Source organism: Nocardioides ginkgobilobae (assembly GCF_054781275.1).
The window spans coordinates 1-15,550 of sequence record NZ_BAAGUS010000023.1 but is presented as its reverse complement, the minus strand read 5'-3'; the positions used below and the strand labels follow the sequence as shown (position 1 = coordinate 15,550).

General features: G+C 72.2%; 16 protein-coding genes. 10 read left to right on the top strand and 6 right to left on the bottom strand.

The window, feature by feature from the left end; all coding sequences use genetic code 11:
- Positions 1 to 108: 108 nt before the first annotated feature.
- From fliP to ACYVID_RS16675, 8 genes are all read left to right on the top strand, one after another.
- Positions 109 to 1,074, top strand: a complete 966-nt coding sequence (fliP, locus tag ACYVID_RS16710) for a flagellar type III secretion system pore protein FliP (protein ID WP_460738980.1) — start codon at positions 109 to 111, stop codon at positions 1,072 to 1,074.
- 96 nt (positions 1,075 to 1,170) lie between these two features.
- Positions 1,171 to 1,440, top strand: coding sequence for a flagellar biosynthetic protein FliQ (locus ACYVID_RS16705; RefSeq protein ID WP_300643914.1), 270 nt, complete (start codon positions 1,171 to 1,173; stop codon positions 1,438 to 1,440).
- 21 nt (positions 1,441 to 1,461) lie between these two features.
- On the top strand, positions 1,462 to 2,229 hold the full coding sequence (locus tag ACYVID_RS16700; protein WP_460738978.1) for a flagellar biosynthetic protein FliR: 768 nt from the start codon (positions 1,462 to 1,464) through the stop codon (positions 2,227 to 2,229).
- Between the two features lie 16 nt (positions 2,230 to 2,245).
- A complete protein-coding gene (locus tag ACYVID_RS16695; RefSeq protein ID WP_460738976.1) occupies positions 2,246 to 3,487 on the top strand; it encodes an EscU/YscU/HrcU family type III secretion system export apparatus switch protein in 1,242 nt (413 codons plus the stop codon).
- Between the two features lie 87 nt (positions 3,488 to 3,574).
- Positions 3,575 to 5,641, top strand: coding sequence for a flagellar biosynthesis protein FlhA (flhA, locus tag ACYVID_RS16690; protein ID WP_460738974.1), 2,067 nt, complete (start codon positions 3,575 to 3,577; stop codon positions 5,639 to 5,641).
- A 3-nt stretch (positions 5,642 to 5,644) separates the two neighbouring features.
- The gene (locus tag ACYVID_RS16685) at positions 5,645 to 5,908 is read left to right on the top strand and encodes a hypothetical protein (protein WP_460738972.1); all 264 of its coding nucleotides are present in this window, start codon (positions 5,645 to 5,647) and stop codon (positions 5,906 to 5,908) included.
- Between the two features lie 405 nt (positions 5,909 to 6,313).
- Positions 6,314 to 6,781 (top strand): DUF2975 domain-containing protein, encoded by a 468-nt coding sequence (locus ACYVID_RS16680; protein ID WP_460738970.1) that lies wholly within the window; start codon positions 6,314 to 6,316, stop codon positions 6,779 to 6,781.
- Positions 6,781 to 6,993 (top strand): helix-turn-helix domain-containing protein, encoded by a 213-nt coding sequence (locus tag ACYVID_RS16675; protein WP_460738968.1) that lies wholly within the window; start codon positions 6,781 to 6,783, stop codon positions 6,991 to 6,993. Before ACYVID_RS16680 ends, ACYVID_RS16675 begins: the two co-directional genes overlap by 1 nt.
- Before the next feature lie 80 nt (positions 6,994 to 7,073).
- On the opposite strand, the gene ACYVID_RS16670 is transcribed toward ACYVID_RS16675, so the two are convergent.
- The 4 genes from ACYVID_RS16670 to pdxH all read right to left on the bottom strand — a co-directional run bounded on the left by ACYVID_RS16670 (position 7,074) and on the right by pdxH (position 11,945).
- Positions 7,074 to 7,277, bottom strand: coding sequence for a cold-shock protein (locus tag ACYVID_RS16670; RefSeq protein WP_300643902.1), 204 nt, complete (start codon positions 7,275 to 7,277; stop codon positions 7,074 to 7,076).
- A gap of 171 nt (positions 7,278 to 7,448) precedes the next feature.
- Entirely contained in the window at positions 7,449 to 9,521 is a 2,073-nt protein-coding gene (locus tag ACYVID_RS16665) for an ABC transporter ATP-binding protein (protein WP_460738966.1), read from the bottom strand.
- On the bottom strand, positions 9,518 to 11,260 hold the full coding sequence (locus ACYVID_RS16660) for an ABC transporter ATP-binding protein (protein ID WP_460738964.1): 1,743 nt from the start codon (positions 11,258 to 11,260) through the stop codon (positions 9,518 to 9,520). The genes ACYVID_RS16665 and ACYVID_RS16660 overlap by 4 nt, the downstream gene beginning before the upstream one ends.
- 37 nt (positions 11,261 to 11,297) lie before the next feature.
- A complete protein-coding gene (gene pdxH, locus ACYVID_RS16655; RefSeq protein ID WP_460738962.1) occupies positions 11,298 to 11,945 on the bottom strand; it encodes a pyridoxamine 5'-phosphate oxidase in 648 nt (215 codons plus the stop codon).
- Positions 11,946 to 12,236: 291 nt separating this feature from the next.
- Here pdxH and ACYVID_RS16650 point away from each other — a divergent pair, with 291 nt between their 5' ends.
- Positions 12,237 to 13,340: a citrate synthase 2 gene (locus tag ACYVID_RS16650; protein ID WP_460738960.1), complete on the top strand. Its 1,104-nt coding sequence runs from the start codon at positions 12,237 to 12,239 to the stop codon at positions 13,338 to 13,340.
- Between the two features lie 105 nt (positions 13,341 to 13,445).
- On the opposite strand, the gene ACYVID_RS16645 is transcribed toward ACYVID_RS16650, so the two are convergent.
- Positions 13,446 to 14,030: a hypothetical protein gene (locus ACYVID_RS16645; protein ID WP_460738958.1), complete on the bottom strand. Its 585-nt coding sequence runs from the start codon at positions 14,028 to 14,030 to the stop codon at positions 13,446 to 13,448.
- Positions 14,031 to 14,212: 182 nt separating this feature from the next.
- Here ACYVID_RS16645 and ACYVID_RS16640 point away from each other — a divergent pair, with 182 nt between their 5' ends.
- Complete coding sequence (locus ACYVID_RS16640; protein ID WP_460738956.1) at positions 14,213 to 14,800, top strand: class I SAM-dependent methyltransferase; 588 nt, start codon at positions 14,213 to 14,215, stop codon at positions 14,798 to 14,800.
- Positions 14,801 to 14,831: 31 nt separating this feature from the next.
- On the opposite strand, the gene ACYVID_RS16635 is transcribed toward ACYVID_RS16640, so the two are convergent.
- Positions 14,832 to 15,266, bottom strand: a complete 435-nt coding sequence (locus ACYVID_RS16635) for a YybH family protein (RefSeq protein ID WP_460738954.1) — start codon at positions 15,264 to 15,266, stop codon at positions 14,832 to 14,834.
- Positions 15,267 to 15,550: the final 284 nt, after the last annotated feature.

Here is a 15,550-nt window from a genome sequence, read left to right as displayed (position 1 = left end):
CCGCCGACCAGTCACTCCTGGACCACCGAGCCGTCACGTCCGCACCGTCGCGGCGCTGCCCGCCCGCGCCCACCCACCGCACCGCCCCGAGAGCGAGGTGAACCGATCATGACCAGCCCCCGCCGTACCCCTGCAGCCCGCCGCTCCACGCGGCTCGCCCTGGCCCTGCTCGCCCCCCTCGCCGCGGTCCTCGGGCTGCTCGCGCTGGCCGCGCCGGCCTCCGCCGCCCCCGCGACCGCCGCCTCCACCATCCAGGCCAGCACCCAGACCGGTGTCCGGGCCGCAGCCCCCCTGCTCGACCAGGGCAGCGTGGCGCTCGCCCCGCAGCCCGACGTCCAGGAGGACCAGGCGGGCCAGGGCGCGGGACAGCGCGCGGGACAGGGCGGCCAGGGTGGCCAGGGCGCCGGCGGCGAGAACGTCCTGATCGACGTCGACGGCCTCACCAAGAAGCCGAGCTCCTCGGTCAGCCTGCTGCTGACGCTGACCCTGCTCTCGCTGGCCCCGGCGATCCTGCTGACCTGCACCAGCTTCACCAAGATCCTGGTGGTGCTGGGCCTGACCCGCAACGCGCTGGGCCTCATGCAGACCCCGCCCAACCAGGTGCTGGCCGGCCTGGCGCTCTTCCTGAGCCTGTTCATCATGGCGCCGACCCTGAGCGACATCAACGAGGTCGGGATCCAGCCCTACCTCGACGGGGACAAGACCGCCGCGGCCGCCTACGAGACCGGTGTGGAGCCGCTGCGCGAGTTCATGCTCGACCAGACCGGCGACGAGGAGCTGGCGCTGCTCACCAACGTGGCCCGCCGCGACCTGCCCGCCAACCGGGCCGAGGTGCCGATGTCGACGCTGGTCCCCGCGTTCATCATCAGCGAGCTCAAGGCCGCCTTCATCATCGGCTTCATCATCTTCATCCCCTTCCTGGTCATCGACATCGTCGTCTCCGGGGCGCTGATGGCGCTGGGCATGATGATGATGCCGCCGGTCATGGTGTCGCTGCCGTTCAAGCTGCTGCTCTTCGTCCTCGTCGACGGGTGGGGGCTGATCATCACGGCCCTGGTGCAGAGCTATGCCTAGCTGCCGAGAGGCAGCCAGCGCCCCTGACCCCGCCACCGCCCCGACCCGCACCCCGGGCGCCGGAGGCCACCCCGACCAGGCACCCCGGAGGACCCCGTGAACGACACCACCGTCATCGAGATCGCCACCCTCACCATGGAGGTCGCGCTCAAGCTGTCCGCGCCGATCCTGCTGACGGCGCTCTCGGTGGGCTTCACGGTCTCGCTGTTCCAGTCGATGACCCAGATCCAGGAGTTCACCCTGGCCTTCGTCCCGAAGGTCGTGGCCGTGGGCGCCGCGCTCGTCGCCTCCGGCAACTGGATGCTCCAGACCCTCGTGGCCTTCACCGAGGACCTCTTCGCGATGATCCCCAGCCTGCTGGCCTGACCGGAGAGCCCGACCCCGTCCGTGTACGTCACCCTCGCCGGAGAACCGCTCCTGGCCTACCTGCTCGCCTCGGTGCGCATCGTGGCCTGGCTGCTGGTCGTGCCACCGTTCTCGACGCGGGCGGTGCCGACGATGGCCAAGGTCGTGCTCAGCCTCGGCCTGGCGCTCACGGTCGCGCCGGCGATGGCCCAGGCCGAGGTCCCCGTCGAGCTCGGCGGGCTGCTGGTCTCGGTCGTGACCCAGGTGGCGACCGGCGCGGCGCTGGGCTTCCTCACCTCGCTGCTCTTCGCGGCGGTGGCCGCCGCCGGCAGCCTGGTCGACGTCTTCGGCGGCTTCGCCCTGGCCCAGGGCTTCGACCCGCTGGGCCAGAACTCCAGCACGGTCTTCGGCACCTTCCACCAGTGGCTGTTCACGATGCTGCTCTTCGCCAGCGGTGGGCACCTGCTGGTCATCGGCGGGCTGCTGCGCACCTTCGACCTGCTCCCGGTCGGGCAGATGCCGCAGGTCGAGGACGGGACCGGCCTGCTGACCCGGGCCTTCACCCTCTTCGCGGTCATCGCGGTGCAGGTGGCGCTGCCGATGATCGCGGTGCTCTTCGTCTCCGACCTCGGCCTGGCGCTCATGACCAAGGTCGCCCCGCAGCTCAACGCCCTCAACGTGATGTTCCCGGCCAAGATCGGCATGACGCTGCTCCTGGTGGGCCTGAGCTTCCCCGTCCTCACCACCGTCGTCGAGCGGGTCGTCGACCACGCGATGGCGGCGATGGCCGCCCTCGTGGGCGGCGGCTGAGAGGGGGTGGGCGGACGTGGCCGGTGAGAAGACCGAGAAGGCGACCCCCAAGAAGCGCAAGGAGTCGCGCAAGGAGGGGCAGGTCGCCCGCACCGCCGAGCTCGGTGGCTGGATCAGCCTGCTGCTGGTCACCCTGGCCCTGCCGCCGGTCATGCGCGGCGCGGCCGAGTCGATGACGGCCCTGATGAGCGCCTGCCTGCGCGCGATCGAGGACCCGAGCGTCGAGGTGGCCACCGCGCTGCTGAAGGAGGCCTCGATGTCGGCCTTCCTCGCCCTGATGATCCTCGGCAGCGTCGTGCTCGTGCTCAGCACCGTCATCACCCTGGCCCAGGGCGGTTTCTACATCGCCTCCAAGATGGCCAAGCCGGACCTGAAGAAGCTCAACCTGATCCAGGGCGTCAAGCGGATGTTCGGCGCCCAGGCCTGGTGGGAGCTGGCCAAGATGCTGATCAAGAGCGCCCTGGTGACCGGGCTGGTCTACCAGGGCGTCATGGCGCTGATGCCGATGGTCGGCGGCCTCGTGCCGCTCACGACGACGATCGAGGTCGGCGGCGACCACGCGTTCACGCTGCTGCGCAACGTCGCGATCGCCGGCGTGGTCATGGGTGCGCTGGACTACCTGATGGCGCGTCGCCGCACCACCAAGCAGACCAACATGACCAAGCAGGAGGTCAAGGACGAGCACAAGCAGGCCGAGGGCGACCCGATGCTCAAGGGGGCGATCCGCTCGCGTCAGCTGGCCGCGTCCCGCAACCGGATGATCGCCGACGTGGCCGACGCCGACGTCGTGCTGGTCAACCCGACCCACGTCGCGGTGGCGCTGCGCTACCGCCCCGAGCGCGGGGCGCCGATCGTCGTGGCGCGCGGCGCCGGCGTGGTGGCCGCCCGGATCCGCAGCGTCGCGTCCGAGGCCGGGGCCCCCCTGGTCCAGGACGTCCCGCTGGCCCGGGCCCTCTACCGCTCGACCGAGGTCGGCATGGAGATCCCGACCGAGCTCTTCGCCGCGGTCGCGCACGTCCTGGCCTTCGTCATCAGCCGCCGCGGCAAGGGTGCGTACGCCGGCACCCACCGCTCCCCCCGCGCCGAGGGCGCACTGCCCGAGGTGCGGACGGCCGGCCAGCGCCGCCGTCGTACGCCGTCAGGCCCGTCCCCGCGACCGGCCGGGGCCACTGCGTCGGCACCTGGGTCGGCCGCCGGGCCGGCACCCGCCCGAGCCGGGTCGCCGAAGTCCTCAGGTGCCCTGGCCACCCGTCGATAGGACCCTCGACGCCAGGAGGGCGTTGCGACAGATCTGCTGCAGCCAGGACGGCTGGTCGACGAAGCTCCACGACCCCGGAAGGCACGCATGTCCCTCCAGCGCCTGACCAAGCTCGGCGTGCCGATCGGCATCGTCATGATCGTCGTGATGCTCGTCGTCCCGCTGCCCGCGGTGGTCCTCGACCTGCTCATCGCCGCGAACATCGCCGGCGCGCTGCTCGTGCTCCTGACCGCCATGTCGGTGACCCGACCGCTGGACTTCGCGGCCTTCCCGGCGGTCCTGCTGGTGATGACCCTCTTCCGCCTGGCCCTCAACGTGAGCGCGACCCGCCTGGTCCTGCTCGACGGTTACGCCGGCAAGGTGATCGAGACCTTCGGCCACTTCGTGGTCGGCGGCTCGCTGATCGTCGGCCTGATCATCTTCGTGATCCTGCTGATCATCCAGTTCGTCGTGATCACCAAGGGTGCCGAGCGGGTCGCCGAGGTCGGCGCCCGGTTCACCCTCGACGCGATGCCGGGCAAGCAGATGGCGATCGACGCCGACCTCAACTCCGGTCTCATCGACGAGGACGAGGCGCGCAAGCGCCGCAAGGAGGTGCACGCCGAGGCCGACTTCTACGGCGCGATGGACGGCGCCTCCAAGTTCGTCAAGGGCGACGCGATCGCCGCCATCCTCATCACCGTCGTCAACCTGATCGGCGGCATGACCATCGGGCTGGTCCAGCTCGGCATGAGCCCCGGCGACGCCGTCAGCACCTACTCGCTGCTGACCGTCGGCGACGGCCTGGTCAGCCAGATCCCGGCGCTGCTGCTCTCGGTCGCCACCGGCCTGGTGGTGACCCGCAGCGCCTCGGAGTCCGACATGGGCTCCGACATCGTCGGCCAGATCACCGCCAACAAGAGCGCCCTGCAGATCGCCGGCTTCGGCTCCATGGCGCTGTGCCTGATCCCCGGCCTGCCCAAGATCCCGTTCCTGCTCGTGGGCGGGGTGATGCTGCTGTTCTCCGCCCGCGCGGAGCGTGCCGAACCCGCCGCCGTGGAGGCCACGGAGGCCGTGGGCGAGCTGCCCACCGCCGACCACCCCGAGCAGCTGGCCGAGGAGATCCAGGTCGACCCGCTGGGCCTGGAGCTCTCCGCGGACATGATCGACCTGGTGGACCCCGCCCATGGCGGCGACCTGCTGCAGCGGGTCAAGGCGCTGCGCCGCAAGATCGCCGGCGAGCTCGGCGTCGTCGTCCCGCTGGTGCGCACCCGCGACAACCTCGAGCTGCCCAGCCGCACCTACGCCATCAAGCTCTTCGACATCGAGGTCGCACGGGGCGAGGCGCCCCCGGGCACCGTCCTGGCGATCGGCGACTTCCTCGGCTCGCTGCCGGGCGAGGCCACCAAGGAGCCGGTCTTCGGGCTGGAGGCCAAGTGGATCCCCGCCGAGCTGCGGGCCCAGGCCGAGCTCTCCGGCGCGACCGTCGTCGAGCGCTCCGCCGTGATCACCACCCACCTCTCGCAGGTGGTCACGACGTACGCCGCCCGGTTGCTCGGCCGTGAGGACGTCCGCCTGCTCACCGACGTCGTCAAGCGCACGCACCCCAACGTGGTCGACGAGCTCACCCCGAGCCTGCTCTCCCTCGGCGAGGTGCAGCGGGTGCTGCAGCAGCTGCTGGAGGAGGGCATCGCGATCCGCGACCTCGTGCGGATCTACGAGGCGCTGTCGATGAAGGCCGCGCACACCAAGGACGTCGACGCTCTCGTCGACGCCGCGCGCACCGCCCTCGGGCCGGCCGTCGTCGCGCCGTACGTCGCCGGCGGGACCGTGCACGTCCTCAGCTTCGACCCGATCTTCGAGCAGCGGCTCCTGGAGTCGCTGCGCCACGGCGACCAGGGCCCTGCCCTGGTGCTCGACCCGGTGACCGCCCAGACCGTGATCGGCGGGCTGGCCCAGCACCTCGTCGACGCCGAGAACCACAACATCCGCCCCGTGCTGGTGTGCGCACCGCAGCTGCGCGCCGCCGTGCGTCGGCTCGTGCGACCGGCCATCGACCGGCTGCCCGTGCTGGCCTACCCCGAGCTCGCCGGGACCGCCCAGGTGCGGTCCGTGGGCGTGATCGGCGGCGAGCGCACCTCGGTCCTCGCCGGCCAGGACCCGATGGGAGCCTGATCGATGAACCTGCTCTCCCCCACCGTCCTCGGCGCCGCCGGGATCTGCGCCTCCCCGGCGCTCTACCAGACCCTGGTCACCGGCGGCGTGCCGCTGGAGGTGGCGATGACGCGCTACCTCGTGGCGCTCGTGCTGGCCTGGGCCGCGATCTCGCTGGTGGCCGCCCTGGTCGGCGAGCCCCCGGCTCCCGCGGCCCGCTCCACCGACCCCGGCGACCCCGCGCCGGTCCCGGACGTGGAACGACCCCCAGGCGTGCCGGCGGAGTAGCTCGGGAGAGTACCTCCGACGGCTGGTCCGGCGGACGGGTCCGGACCGACCTGGGGGTCGGGTGGCTGCCGGGTATTGCCGGCAGTCGACGTCCTGTGGAAGCCGCTGCTAGCGAGCAGCCACCTCACGCGTCCGTAGAGAAATCATTGATCGGACCACCTCCTTTCCCGTGTCCCTCCACGGTAGGTCGGCCCGGGCGTCGGGACAACGGATTTCTGCGCGGGGGTGGGTCGTCCGGTCCCCGGGACGGGCTCGGCCGGGTTCGTCGGGTACACGACAGACCTGGGAGTCCCACGACGAAGGTTCCGACCACAACGTCCGGGTTCGTCGGCGCGCCGACAAACCCCGCCTGGCGCGATCAATCGTTATTCGATAGATTCCTCTCGACCCACGAGAGGAATCGACATGAACCCGTACGTCGTCGCAGCCCTGCGCACGGTCCTGGCCCTGGGCCTGGCCGGCTCGCTGTTCGTCCAGGCGGTCATGGTGCCGCTGCTCTTCCTCGACCTCGACGACGCCCCGACCCCGGTGCGGGTGCAGGTGGTGGCGATCCTGCTGCTGGGGATCGTGGCGGTGCAGGTCGTCATGGTCTGCACCTGGCGCCTGCTGACCCTGGTCGGGCGTGACGAGGTGTTCTCGCCGCGCTCCTTCCGCCACGTCGACACGATCAGCGGGGCGGTCGTGGCCGCGGCCCTGCTGCTGTTCTGGCTCGGCGCGGTGGCCGCACCGGGCGAGGACGTCGCACCGGGGGTCGTCCTGCTCATCGGCGGAGCCGGCGGGCTGGTGCTCGGCGTCGCCCTGGTGGTCCGGGTCATGCGGGCGCTGCTGGTGCAGGCGGTCGGCATGCGCGACGAGCTGGCCGAGGTCATCTGATGCCGATCGTCGTCGACATCGACGTCATGCTCGCCCGCCGCAAGATGTCGGTCGGAGCATTGGCCGAGGCGGTCGGCATCACCCCGGCCAACCTGGCGGTGCTCAAGAACGGCCGGGCCAGGGCCGTGCGGTTCAGCACGCTCGAGGCGCTGTGCGAGGTGCTGGACTGCCAGCCCGGCGACCTGCTGCGGCACGAGCCCGGCCCCGGCTGACTGCCTCCGGACGCAGCGGTGCCCCGCCCGGACGAACCGGACGGGGCACCGCGAGGTGGACCTGGTGGGTCCAGCCGAGATCAGATCGCGCGGACGCGCTCGGCCTGGGGGCCCTTGGGGCCCTGGGTGACGTCGAACTCGACGGCCTGGTTCTCGTCCAGCGACTTGTAGCCGGTGGACTCGATGGCGGAGTAGTGGACGAAGACGTCAGCGCCGCCGTCGTTCTGAGCAATGAAGCCGAAACCCTTCTCGGCGTTGAACCACTTGACGGTTCCCTGAGCCATGATGCTGTCCTTCGTGTTTCTTCGCGGCGCACTTTGCGCCGCGTGGGCTGAAGACATCCGTTCACGTACCTGATGTCCAGCGAAACCGAAGACCAAGAGACTTTGAGATGCGGCACCGGCGTCCTGCCGAGTGCCAGGACGACCGGGGCCGTCCCTCCAACGCCGGCAACACTAGCCCCTCGCGACGCCGAACGCACCATCCCCGCCCGGCAGCGCCGCGACCGGTCCGCCGGCCGGCGCGTCCGCGTCCTCCGGGGCGGCTGCCAGCTGGGAGCGGTGCAGGGCGGCGTACGCCCCGTCGGCGGCGAGGAGCTCGGCGTGCGTGCCCTGCTCGACGATCGCGCCGTCGGCCATCACCAGGATCAGGTCGGCGTCGCGGATCGTGGAGAGGCGGTGGGCGATGACGAAGGAGGTGCGGTCGCTGCGCAGCGCCGCCATCGCGTGCTGCAGCAGCAGCTCGGTGCGGGTGTCGACGCTGGAGGTCGCCTCGTCGAGGATCAGCAGCGCGGGGTCGGTGAGGAAGGCGCGCGCGATGGTCAGCAGCTGCCGCTCCCCCGCCGCCAGGTTGGCGCCGTCCTCGGCCACCACCGTGTCGTAGCCCTCGGGCAGGGAGTGGACGAAGCGGTCGACGTACGTCGCCCGGGCGGCCTCGCGGACCTGCTCCTCGCTCGCGCCGGGCCGGCCGTAGGCGATGTTGTCGCGGATCGTGCCCTCGAAGAGCCAGGTGTCCTGCAGCACCATCCCGATCCGCGAGCGCAGCTCCTGGCGGGTCATGGCGGCGGTGTCCTCGCCGTCGAGCAGGATCCGCCCGCCGTCGAGGTCGTAGAAGCGCATCACCAGGTTGACCAGGGTGGTCTTGCCCGCGCCGGTCGGCCCGACGATCGCGACGGTCTGGCCGGGGCGGGCCACCAGCGAGAGGTCCTCGATCAGCGGGCGGTCCGGGTCGTAGGAGAAGGAGACGTGCTCGAAGGCGACCTCGCCGCGGGTCGCGCCGCTCGGCGGGCGGCGTACGACGGCGACCGGCTCCTCCTCGGCGTCGAGCAGCTCGAAGACCCGCTCGGCCGACGCCACGCCCGACTGCAGCAGGTTGGCCATCGAGGCCACCGTGGTGAGCGGCTGGGTGAACTGGCGGGTGTACTGCACGAAGGCCTGCACCTCGCCCAGCGTCACCGCACCGGAGCTGATCCGCAGCGCCCCCACGACGGCGACCACGACGTAGTTGAGGTTGCCGATGAACATCATCGTCGGCATCACCAGGCCGCTGACCAGCTGCGCGCGGAAGGACACCTCGTGCAGGTCCTCGTTGTGCTCGGCGAAGGTGCGCTCGACCTCGTCGGTGCGACCCAGGACCTTCACCAGGGCGTGCCCGGAGAAGGCCTCCTCGATGTGGGCGTTGAGCTGGCCCGTGCGCCGCCACTGCGCCACGAACTCGCCCTGGGAGCGACGCATGATCGCCCGCGTCGCGACCAGCGACAGCGGCACGCTGAGCAGGGCGACCAGTGCCAGCAGCGGGCTGATCCACACCATCATCGCCAGCACCGCGACGACGGTGAGCAGCGACTGCAGCAACTGGCCCATCGTCTGCTGCAGGGTGGTGCTGACGTTGTCGATGTCGTTGGTGACCCGGCTCAGCAGCTCCCCGCGCGGCGAGCGGTCGACGTAGCCCAGCGGCAGCCGGTGGATCTTGTCCTCGACCTCCGCGCGCATCCGCTGCACGGTGCGCTGCACGACCCCGTTGAGGACGTAGCCGGCCCACCACGACAGCAACGAGGCGGCGGCGTAGACCGCGAGCACCAGCAGCAGCCACTGCCCCACGGCGCCGAAGTCGACGCCCTGGCCGGGCACCACCCCCTGCCCCTGGACGGCCTCGGGCAGCTGGTCGTCAGGGGTGCCCACGGGCGTCCGCGCACCGATGAAGCCGCGGAAGACCAGGTCGGTGGCGTGCCCGAGCAGCCGGGGGCCGACCGACATCAGGCCCACCGAGGCGACCACCAGCACGACGACGAGCAGGGCCTGGAGGCGGTCGGGGCGCATCCGACCGACCAGCCGGCGCGCGGACGGCACGAAGGTCATCGCCTTCTGGCCGACCATGCCGCCGGCCATCGGGCCGCGCCCGGGTCCGCCCTGCGGGGCCTCGATCCGCTCGGTCGCGGCGAAGCCCTGGACCTTGGGCCTCCCTGCGGAGGCGGTCTCGACGACGCCCTCGCCGGGGCCCGGGCTGCCCGACCCTCGGGACCCGCTCATGCGGCGTCCTCGGCCTCGGCGGAGAGCTGGGAGGCGACGATCTCCTGGTAGGTCGCGCAGCCGCGCAGCAGCTCCTCGTGGGTGCCGCGGCCCACGACCCGACCGTCCTCGAGCACCAGGATCTGGTCGGCGTCGCGGATGGTCGAGACCCGCTGCGCCACCACGACGACGGTCGCGTCGGTGGTGATGCGGCGCAGGGCCGCACGCAGCCGGGCGTCGGTGGCCAGGTCGAGGGCGGAGAAGGCGTCGTCGAGCAGGTAGACCGCCGGGCGGCGCACGACGGCGCGCGCGATGGCGAGGCGCTGCCGCTGGCCCCCGGAGAAGTTGGTGCCGCCCTGGGAGACGGGGGCGTCCAGACCTTCGGGGAGCGCCTCGACGAAGTCGCGCGCCTGCGCGACCTCGAGCGCCTCCCACATGTGCTCCTCGGTCGCGTCGGGGCGACCGTGGGCGAGGTTGGAGCGGACGGTGCCGCTGAAGAGGTAGGCCTTCTGGGGCACCAGCCCCAGCTGGGACCACAGCACCTCGGGGTCGAGGTCGCGCACGTCGACCCCGGCCACGCGCACGGTGCCGGCGGTGGCGTCGAAGAGCCGCGGCACCAGGTTGACCAGCGTCGACTTGCCGGCGCCGGTCGAGCCGACCACCGCGAGGACCTCGCCGGGCCGGGCGCTGAGCGAGCAGCCGGCCAGCACGGGGGCCTCGGCGCCGGGGTAGGAGAACGTCACGTCCTCCAGGTCGAGGTGGCCGCGGCGCGCCGGGTCGAGCGGGCGCGGGTCGGTGCTGCGGCGTACGGAGGTCTCAGTGGCCAGCACCTCGGTGATCCGCTCCGCGCAGACCGCCGAGCGCGGCACCTGCATGAGCATGAAGGTCGCCATCATGACCGACATCAGGATCTGCATGAGGTAGGACAGGAAGGCGGTCAGCGCCCCGACCTCCATCTGCCCCGCGTCGACCCGCTGCCCGCCGAACCACACCACCGCGACGCTGGAGACGTTCACCACCAGCATCGCCAGCGGGAACATCGTGGCCATCCACCGACCGGCCGTCGTGGCGACGTCGGTCAGCGCATCGTTGGCGACCGCGAACCGCTGCGTCTCGTGCTCCTCGCGCACGAACGCGCGCACGACCCGGATGCCGGCCAGCTGCTCGCGCAGCACCCGGTTGACCTCGTCGATGCGGGTCTGGACGAGGCGGAAGCTCGGCACCATCCGGGACACCACGAAGCCGACCGAGACGAAGAGCGCGGGCACGACGACGGCCAGGATCCAGCCCAGGCCGCGGTCCTCGCGCAGCGCCATGAGCACGCCGCCGACCATCATGATCGGGCTCGAGACCGCGATCAGGCAGGTCATCACGACGAGCATCTGCACCTGCTGCACGTCGTTGGTGGTGCGGGTGATGAGCGAGGGCGCCCCGATCTCCTGCACCTCGCGCTGGGAGAAGGAGCCGACCCGCTGGAACAGGTCGCGGCGCAGGTCGCGACCGAAGGACGTCGCGGTGCGCGCGCCGAACCACACCGCCCCGACCGAGCAGAGGATCTGCACCAGCGACACTGCGAGCATGATCCCGCCGAGGCGCAGGATCAGGCCCTCGTCGCCGGGGACCACCCCGTCGTCGATGATCGCGGCGTTGAGGCTGGGCAGGTAGAGCATCGCCAGCACGGCGGCCAGCTGGAGGCCGACGACGGCCGCGAGCCAGGAGCGGTACGGCGCCAGGCGCTGCCTCAGGAGGGCGACGAGCACCGGGGGCTCCTCGCGGCGGTCACGGTGGCGGGGGCCGTCACGGCTGCAGCCGCCGGACGGTCCAGCCGTCCCCGGCCCGGCGGTACTCGAAGCGGTCGTGCAGCCGGCTGGGTCGGCCCTGCCAGAGCTCCACGACCTCCGGCCGCACGCGGTAGCCGCCCCACTGCTCCGGCGGGGTGACCTCGCGGCCCTCGAACTCCCGCTCCGCCGCGGCGTACGCCGCCTCCAGGGCCGTGCGGTCCGCGACCGGCTGGGACTGCGCCGAGGCGTGCGCCCCGAGCTGGCTGCCGCGCGGCCGGACCGCGAAGTAGGCCTCGACCTCCTCACGGGGCAGCAGCTCGGCGGTGCCCTCGACCCGAACCTGGCGCTCGAGCGGGTGCCACGGGAAGAGCAGGGCCACCCGGGGCTCGGCCGCGAGCGCGCGCCCCTTGCGGGAGGCGTGGTTGGTGTAGAAGACGAACCCGCCGTCGGGGCCGTCCTCGAGGCCCTTGAGCAGCACGGTGCGCGCCGAAGGCCGGCCGTCCTCGTCGACGGTCGCCACGACCATCGCGTTGGGCTCGTCCAGGCCGGAGGCGAGCGCCTCCTCGAACCACCGCCGGAACACCACCAGCGGGTCGGGGTCGAGGTCGCCCTCGTCGAGCCCCTTCGCGGCGTACTCGTGGCGCAGCGCGCGCAGGTCGGTCATGCCTCCGAGAGTAGGGCGTGGCTCTCGACGCGGGGTGCGTGCCGGCGTCGTCCGGGGCGTGACCTCGCAAGGCGCCGGCGCGCCGCCGTACTTGGCCGTCCAGCAAGCGACGGCAACGCAGCGAGGGTGCGTCCCGGGCGGCACCGGCGCCGTGCTCCGAGTCGAGAGGCACGCCCTCGGTCCAGCGCCCACGGAGCGGCCCCCGGACCGGGTGTGCCCCGCGTCCGGCAGAATGCGGGAGGTTCTGAGGGCCGCGACCCGGCCCACGAGAGAGACGACGAAGGAGTCGACATGCCTGAGGTGCACCACGGACTGGAGGGCGTCGTCGCCTTCGAGACCCAGATCGCCGAGCCGGACAAGGAGGGCTCCGCGCTCCGCTACCGCGGCGTCGACATCGAGGACCTCGTCGGCCGGGTGCCGTTCGAGAACGTCTGGGGCCTGCTGGTCGACGGCACCTACACCCCCGGCCTCCCGCCGGCCGAGCCCTACAACATCGCCATCCACACCGGTGACGTGCGCGCCGACGTGCAGGCGTCGGTCGCGATGCTCGCGCCGATGCTCGGCATGGGCCAGACCTACGACATCTCCGACGAGCAGGCCCGACTGGACCTCTCCCGCGTCGCGGTGATGGTGCTGTCCTACGCGGCGCAGTCCGCGCGCGGCCTCGGCACCTACGTCGTCCCGCAGAGCGACGTCGACCAGGGCAAGACGCTGGCCGAGAAGTTCCTCATCCGCTGGAGGGGCGAGGCCGACCCCAAGCACGTCAAGGCGATCGACGCCTACTGGTCCTCCGCGGCCGAGCACGGCATGAACGCCTCGACCTTCACCGCGCGCGTCATCACCTCCACCGGCGCCGACGTCGCGGCCGCCTTCTCGGGCGCCATCGGCGCGATGAGCGGCCCGCTGCACGGCGGCGCCCCCTCCCGCGTGCTCGGCATGATCGAGCAGGTCGAGAAGACCGGCGACGCGGCGGCGTACGTCAAGAAGCTGCTCGACGACGGCGAGCGCCTCATGGGCTTCGGTCACCGCGTCTACCGCGCCGAGGACCCCCGCGCCCGCGTGCTGCGCCGCACCGCCAAGGAGCTCAACGCCCCCCGCTACGAAGTGGCCGAGGCACTGGAGAAGGCGGCTCTCGAGGAGCTGCGTGCCCGCCGCCCCGACCGCGTCCTCGAGACCAACGTGGAGTTCTGGGCCGCGATCGTCCTGGACTTCGCCGAGGTGCCGGCCAACATGTTCACCTCGATGTTCACCTGCGCCCGCACCGGCGGCTGGTCGGCTCACATCCTGGAGCAGAAGACCACCGGTCGCCTGATCCGCCCCTCGGCGATCTACACCGGTCCCTCCTCGCGTCCCGCGGACGCGGTCGAGGGCTGGGACGCCTCCTGGGCCGGCTGACCCTCCCCGCCGAGCAGTCACCTCCGAACCCTCGAGCCGTCACTTCCGCCCGCCCGTGCGGTGCGGAGGTGACGGCTCGAGGGTTCTTTCCTGACGGCTCGGCGGTCAGTCCTTCTCCTCCACCCTGCCGTCGTAGAAGCTGGTGCGCCCGTAGCCGCCCTTGCGGCTCAGCGAGACGTGCACGTGGTCGCGGTGGCGCAGGGTCTTGCTGCACTTCTTGACCTTCTTGCACGACGAGGACAGGTAGGGCTCGGGCTCGAAGCCGTCCCAGGCCGCCCACATCCGGTCGTCCCAGATGACGTACATGATCCCCATCCGGCGTGCCCTCGCCGCCGGGCGGTCGCGGTGGTCCGCAGCCAGGACGTCGCGGAGGAACTCCTTCACCCGGGCGCGGCCGGCCCTGGTCGTAGCGTCGTTGGACCAGTCGACCGCGCGGCCCTCCTGGTGTTCGGAGACGCTGTCGGTGCAGGGCGCGCCGATCCGGCCGCGCGCGCCGCCGTAAGTCCTCACGAGCCAGCCGGCGAGGTACTCCGCGCCCGCTTTCGCCTTCGGGCTGCAGCGTTCCTCGGGCTGGTAGGACGCGAAGTCCTCCAGCTCGGCGTGGGCGGCCGGGGCTGTCGCGACGACGGCGACGGGCAGCAGCAGGGTCACGAGAAGAGCCGCGAGCACGCGGCGGACCAGGTCGAGCATGGGGTTCCCTCCGAGAGCCGGTCGCCTCCCCGCGACCGGACCGTCCGAGGGTAGGTCGCGACCCACGGCGACGTCCCGTGTTCGACCGAGGTGCTGGCCCCCGACCGACCCGCCCGCCTGCCCGCCGGCCGTGCTGTGCCCCTGCCGGGGCGGGTGTCGGCGGGTGTGCCTAGTGTCCGACCATGACCTCTCGGGACGCGGTCGACCTCTGGGACTCCGAGGCACCGACCTTCGACGACGCTGCCGACCACGGGCTCCGCGACCCGGCGGTGCGCCAGGCGTGGCGGTCGTTGCTCACCGGCCTCCTCCCCCACCCACCGGCGCGGGTCGCCGACCTCGGCTGTGGCACCGGCACCCTGGCGCTCCTGCTCGCCGAAGAGGGCCACCGCGTCGACGGGGTCGACTTCTCCTCGGAGATGGTCGTCCGCGCGGTGGCCAAGACGGCCGCGGAGCCCGACGTCGCGATCCTGCAGGGCGACGCCTTCTCCCCGCCGCTGCCCCCGGCGACGTACGACGTGGTGCTGACCCGTTACGTGCTCTGGGCGCTCGCCCACCCGGTCGAGGCGTTGCGCCGCTGGGTCGCGTTGCTGCGGCCCGGGGGCCGGCTGGTGCTGGTCGAGGGCAGTTGGACGACCGGTGCCGGGCTGCGCGCCACCGAGGTCGTCGACGCTGCCCGCGAGGTCGGGCGGGAGCCGATCGTGCACGTGCTGGACGACCCCGCGCTGTGGGGCGGGCCGATCACCGACGAGCGGTACGCCGTCGTCTGCTGAGCCGTGCCGGGCCTGCTGGGCCGGGGCTGGCTCAGGCGATCAGCAGCTCACGCGCCTGCGTGACCGGCTGCGTGCCGTTGAACAGCTCGAACCGCCAGCCGTGGCGCCGGCTGTGGCTCAGGGTTCCGGAGAGCTGGAACGGCAGCCGCTCCTCGAGGCCCTCGGGGTAGGACAGCACCGCCTCCGTGGAGGCGGCGAACCACAGGACGCCGCCACGGTGGCGGGCCCACACGTCCTCGACCTCCCAGCCGAGGGTGAAGGACTCCTCGAAGACCTCGGCCAGGAAGAGCCGCAGCTCCTCGTGGCCGTGGGCGTGCTCGCCCAGGTCGTCGCCGTACGCCGCCGCGTCGGGGCCGAAGCACCGCAGGGCCGCCTCGACGTCGCGCGCGGCGAACGCCTGCTGCAGGCGCGCGAGCGTCTCGACGACGACGCGCTGCGGCTCCTGGGTTCCGGAAGACTTCCTCACGCCTCCACAACGAGGAGCAGCGCGCGGGGTCATGCCCGGACCCGTGCGTTCTAGAGCACCTCGCCGGCCGCCCGGGTCTCCGGCAGCACCCGGCCGTAGCAACGCGACCCGTGCGTTCTAGAGCACCTCGCCGGCCGCCCGGGTCTCCGGCAGCACCCGGTGTCAAGGGACAGTAGGAACTGCCCAGTGGCGGACATAAGACCTGCCCGCTGACGGTCACGAGAACTGCCCGGTGGTGGCCATGGGATCTGCCCAAAGGGGGCGGCGGCCACCACCGACCAGGT

Bases quoted from the DNA above. Each gene is read 5' to 3' on its own strand.
- fliP (WP_460738980.1), top strand. From the start codon at position 109: ATGACCAGCCCCCGCCGTACCCCTGCAGCCCGCCGCTCCACGCGGCTC.
- flhA (WP_460738974.1), top strand. From the start codon at position 3,575: ATGTCCCTCCAGCGCCTGACCAAGCTCGGCGTGCCGATCGGCATCGTC.
- ACYVID_RS16685 (WP_460738972.1), top strand. From the start codon at position 5,645: ATGAACCTGCTCTCCCCCACCGTCCTCGGCGCCGCCGGGATCTGCGCC.
- ACYVID_RS16680 (WP_460738970.1), top strand. From the start codon at position 6,314: ATGAACCCGTACGTCGTCGCAGCCCTGCGCACGGTCCTGGCCCTGGGC.
- ACYVID_RS16675 (WP_460738968.1), top strand. From the start codon at position 6,781: ATGCCGATCGTCGTCGACATCGACGTCATGCTCGCCCGCCGCAAGATG.
- ACYVID_RS16670 (WP_300643902.1), bottom strand. From the start codon at position 7,277: ATGGCTCAGGGAACCGTCAAGTGGTTCAACGCCGAGAAGGGTTTCGGC.
- ACYVID_RS16665 (WP_460738966.1), bottom strand. From the start codon at position 9,521: ATGAGCGGGTCCCGAGGGTCGGGCAGCCCGGGCCCCGGCGAGGGCGTC.
- pdxH (WP_460738962.1), bottom strand. From the start codon at position 11,945: ATGACCGACCTGCGCGCGCTGCGCCACGAGTACGCCGCGAAGGGGCTC.
- ACYVID_RS16650 (WP_460738960.1), top strand. From the start codon at position 12,237: ATGCCTGAGGTGCACCACGGACTGGAGGGCGTCGTCGCCTTCGAGACC.
- ACYVID_RS16645 (WP_460738958.1), bottom strand. From the start codon at position 14,030: ATGCTCGACCTGGTCCGCCGCGTGCTCGCGGCTCTTCTCGTGACCCTG.
- ACYVID_RS16640 (WP_460738956.1), top strand. From the start codon at position 14,213: ATGACCTCTCGGGACGCGGTCGACCTCTGGGACTCCGAGGCACCGACC.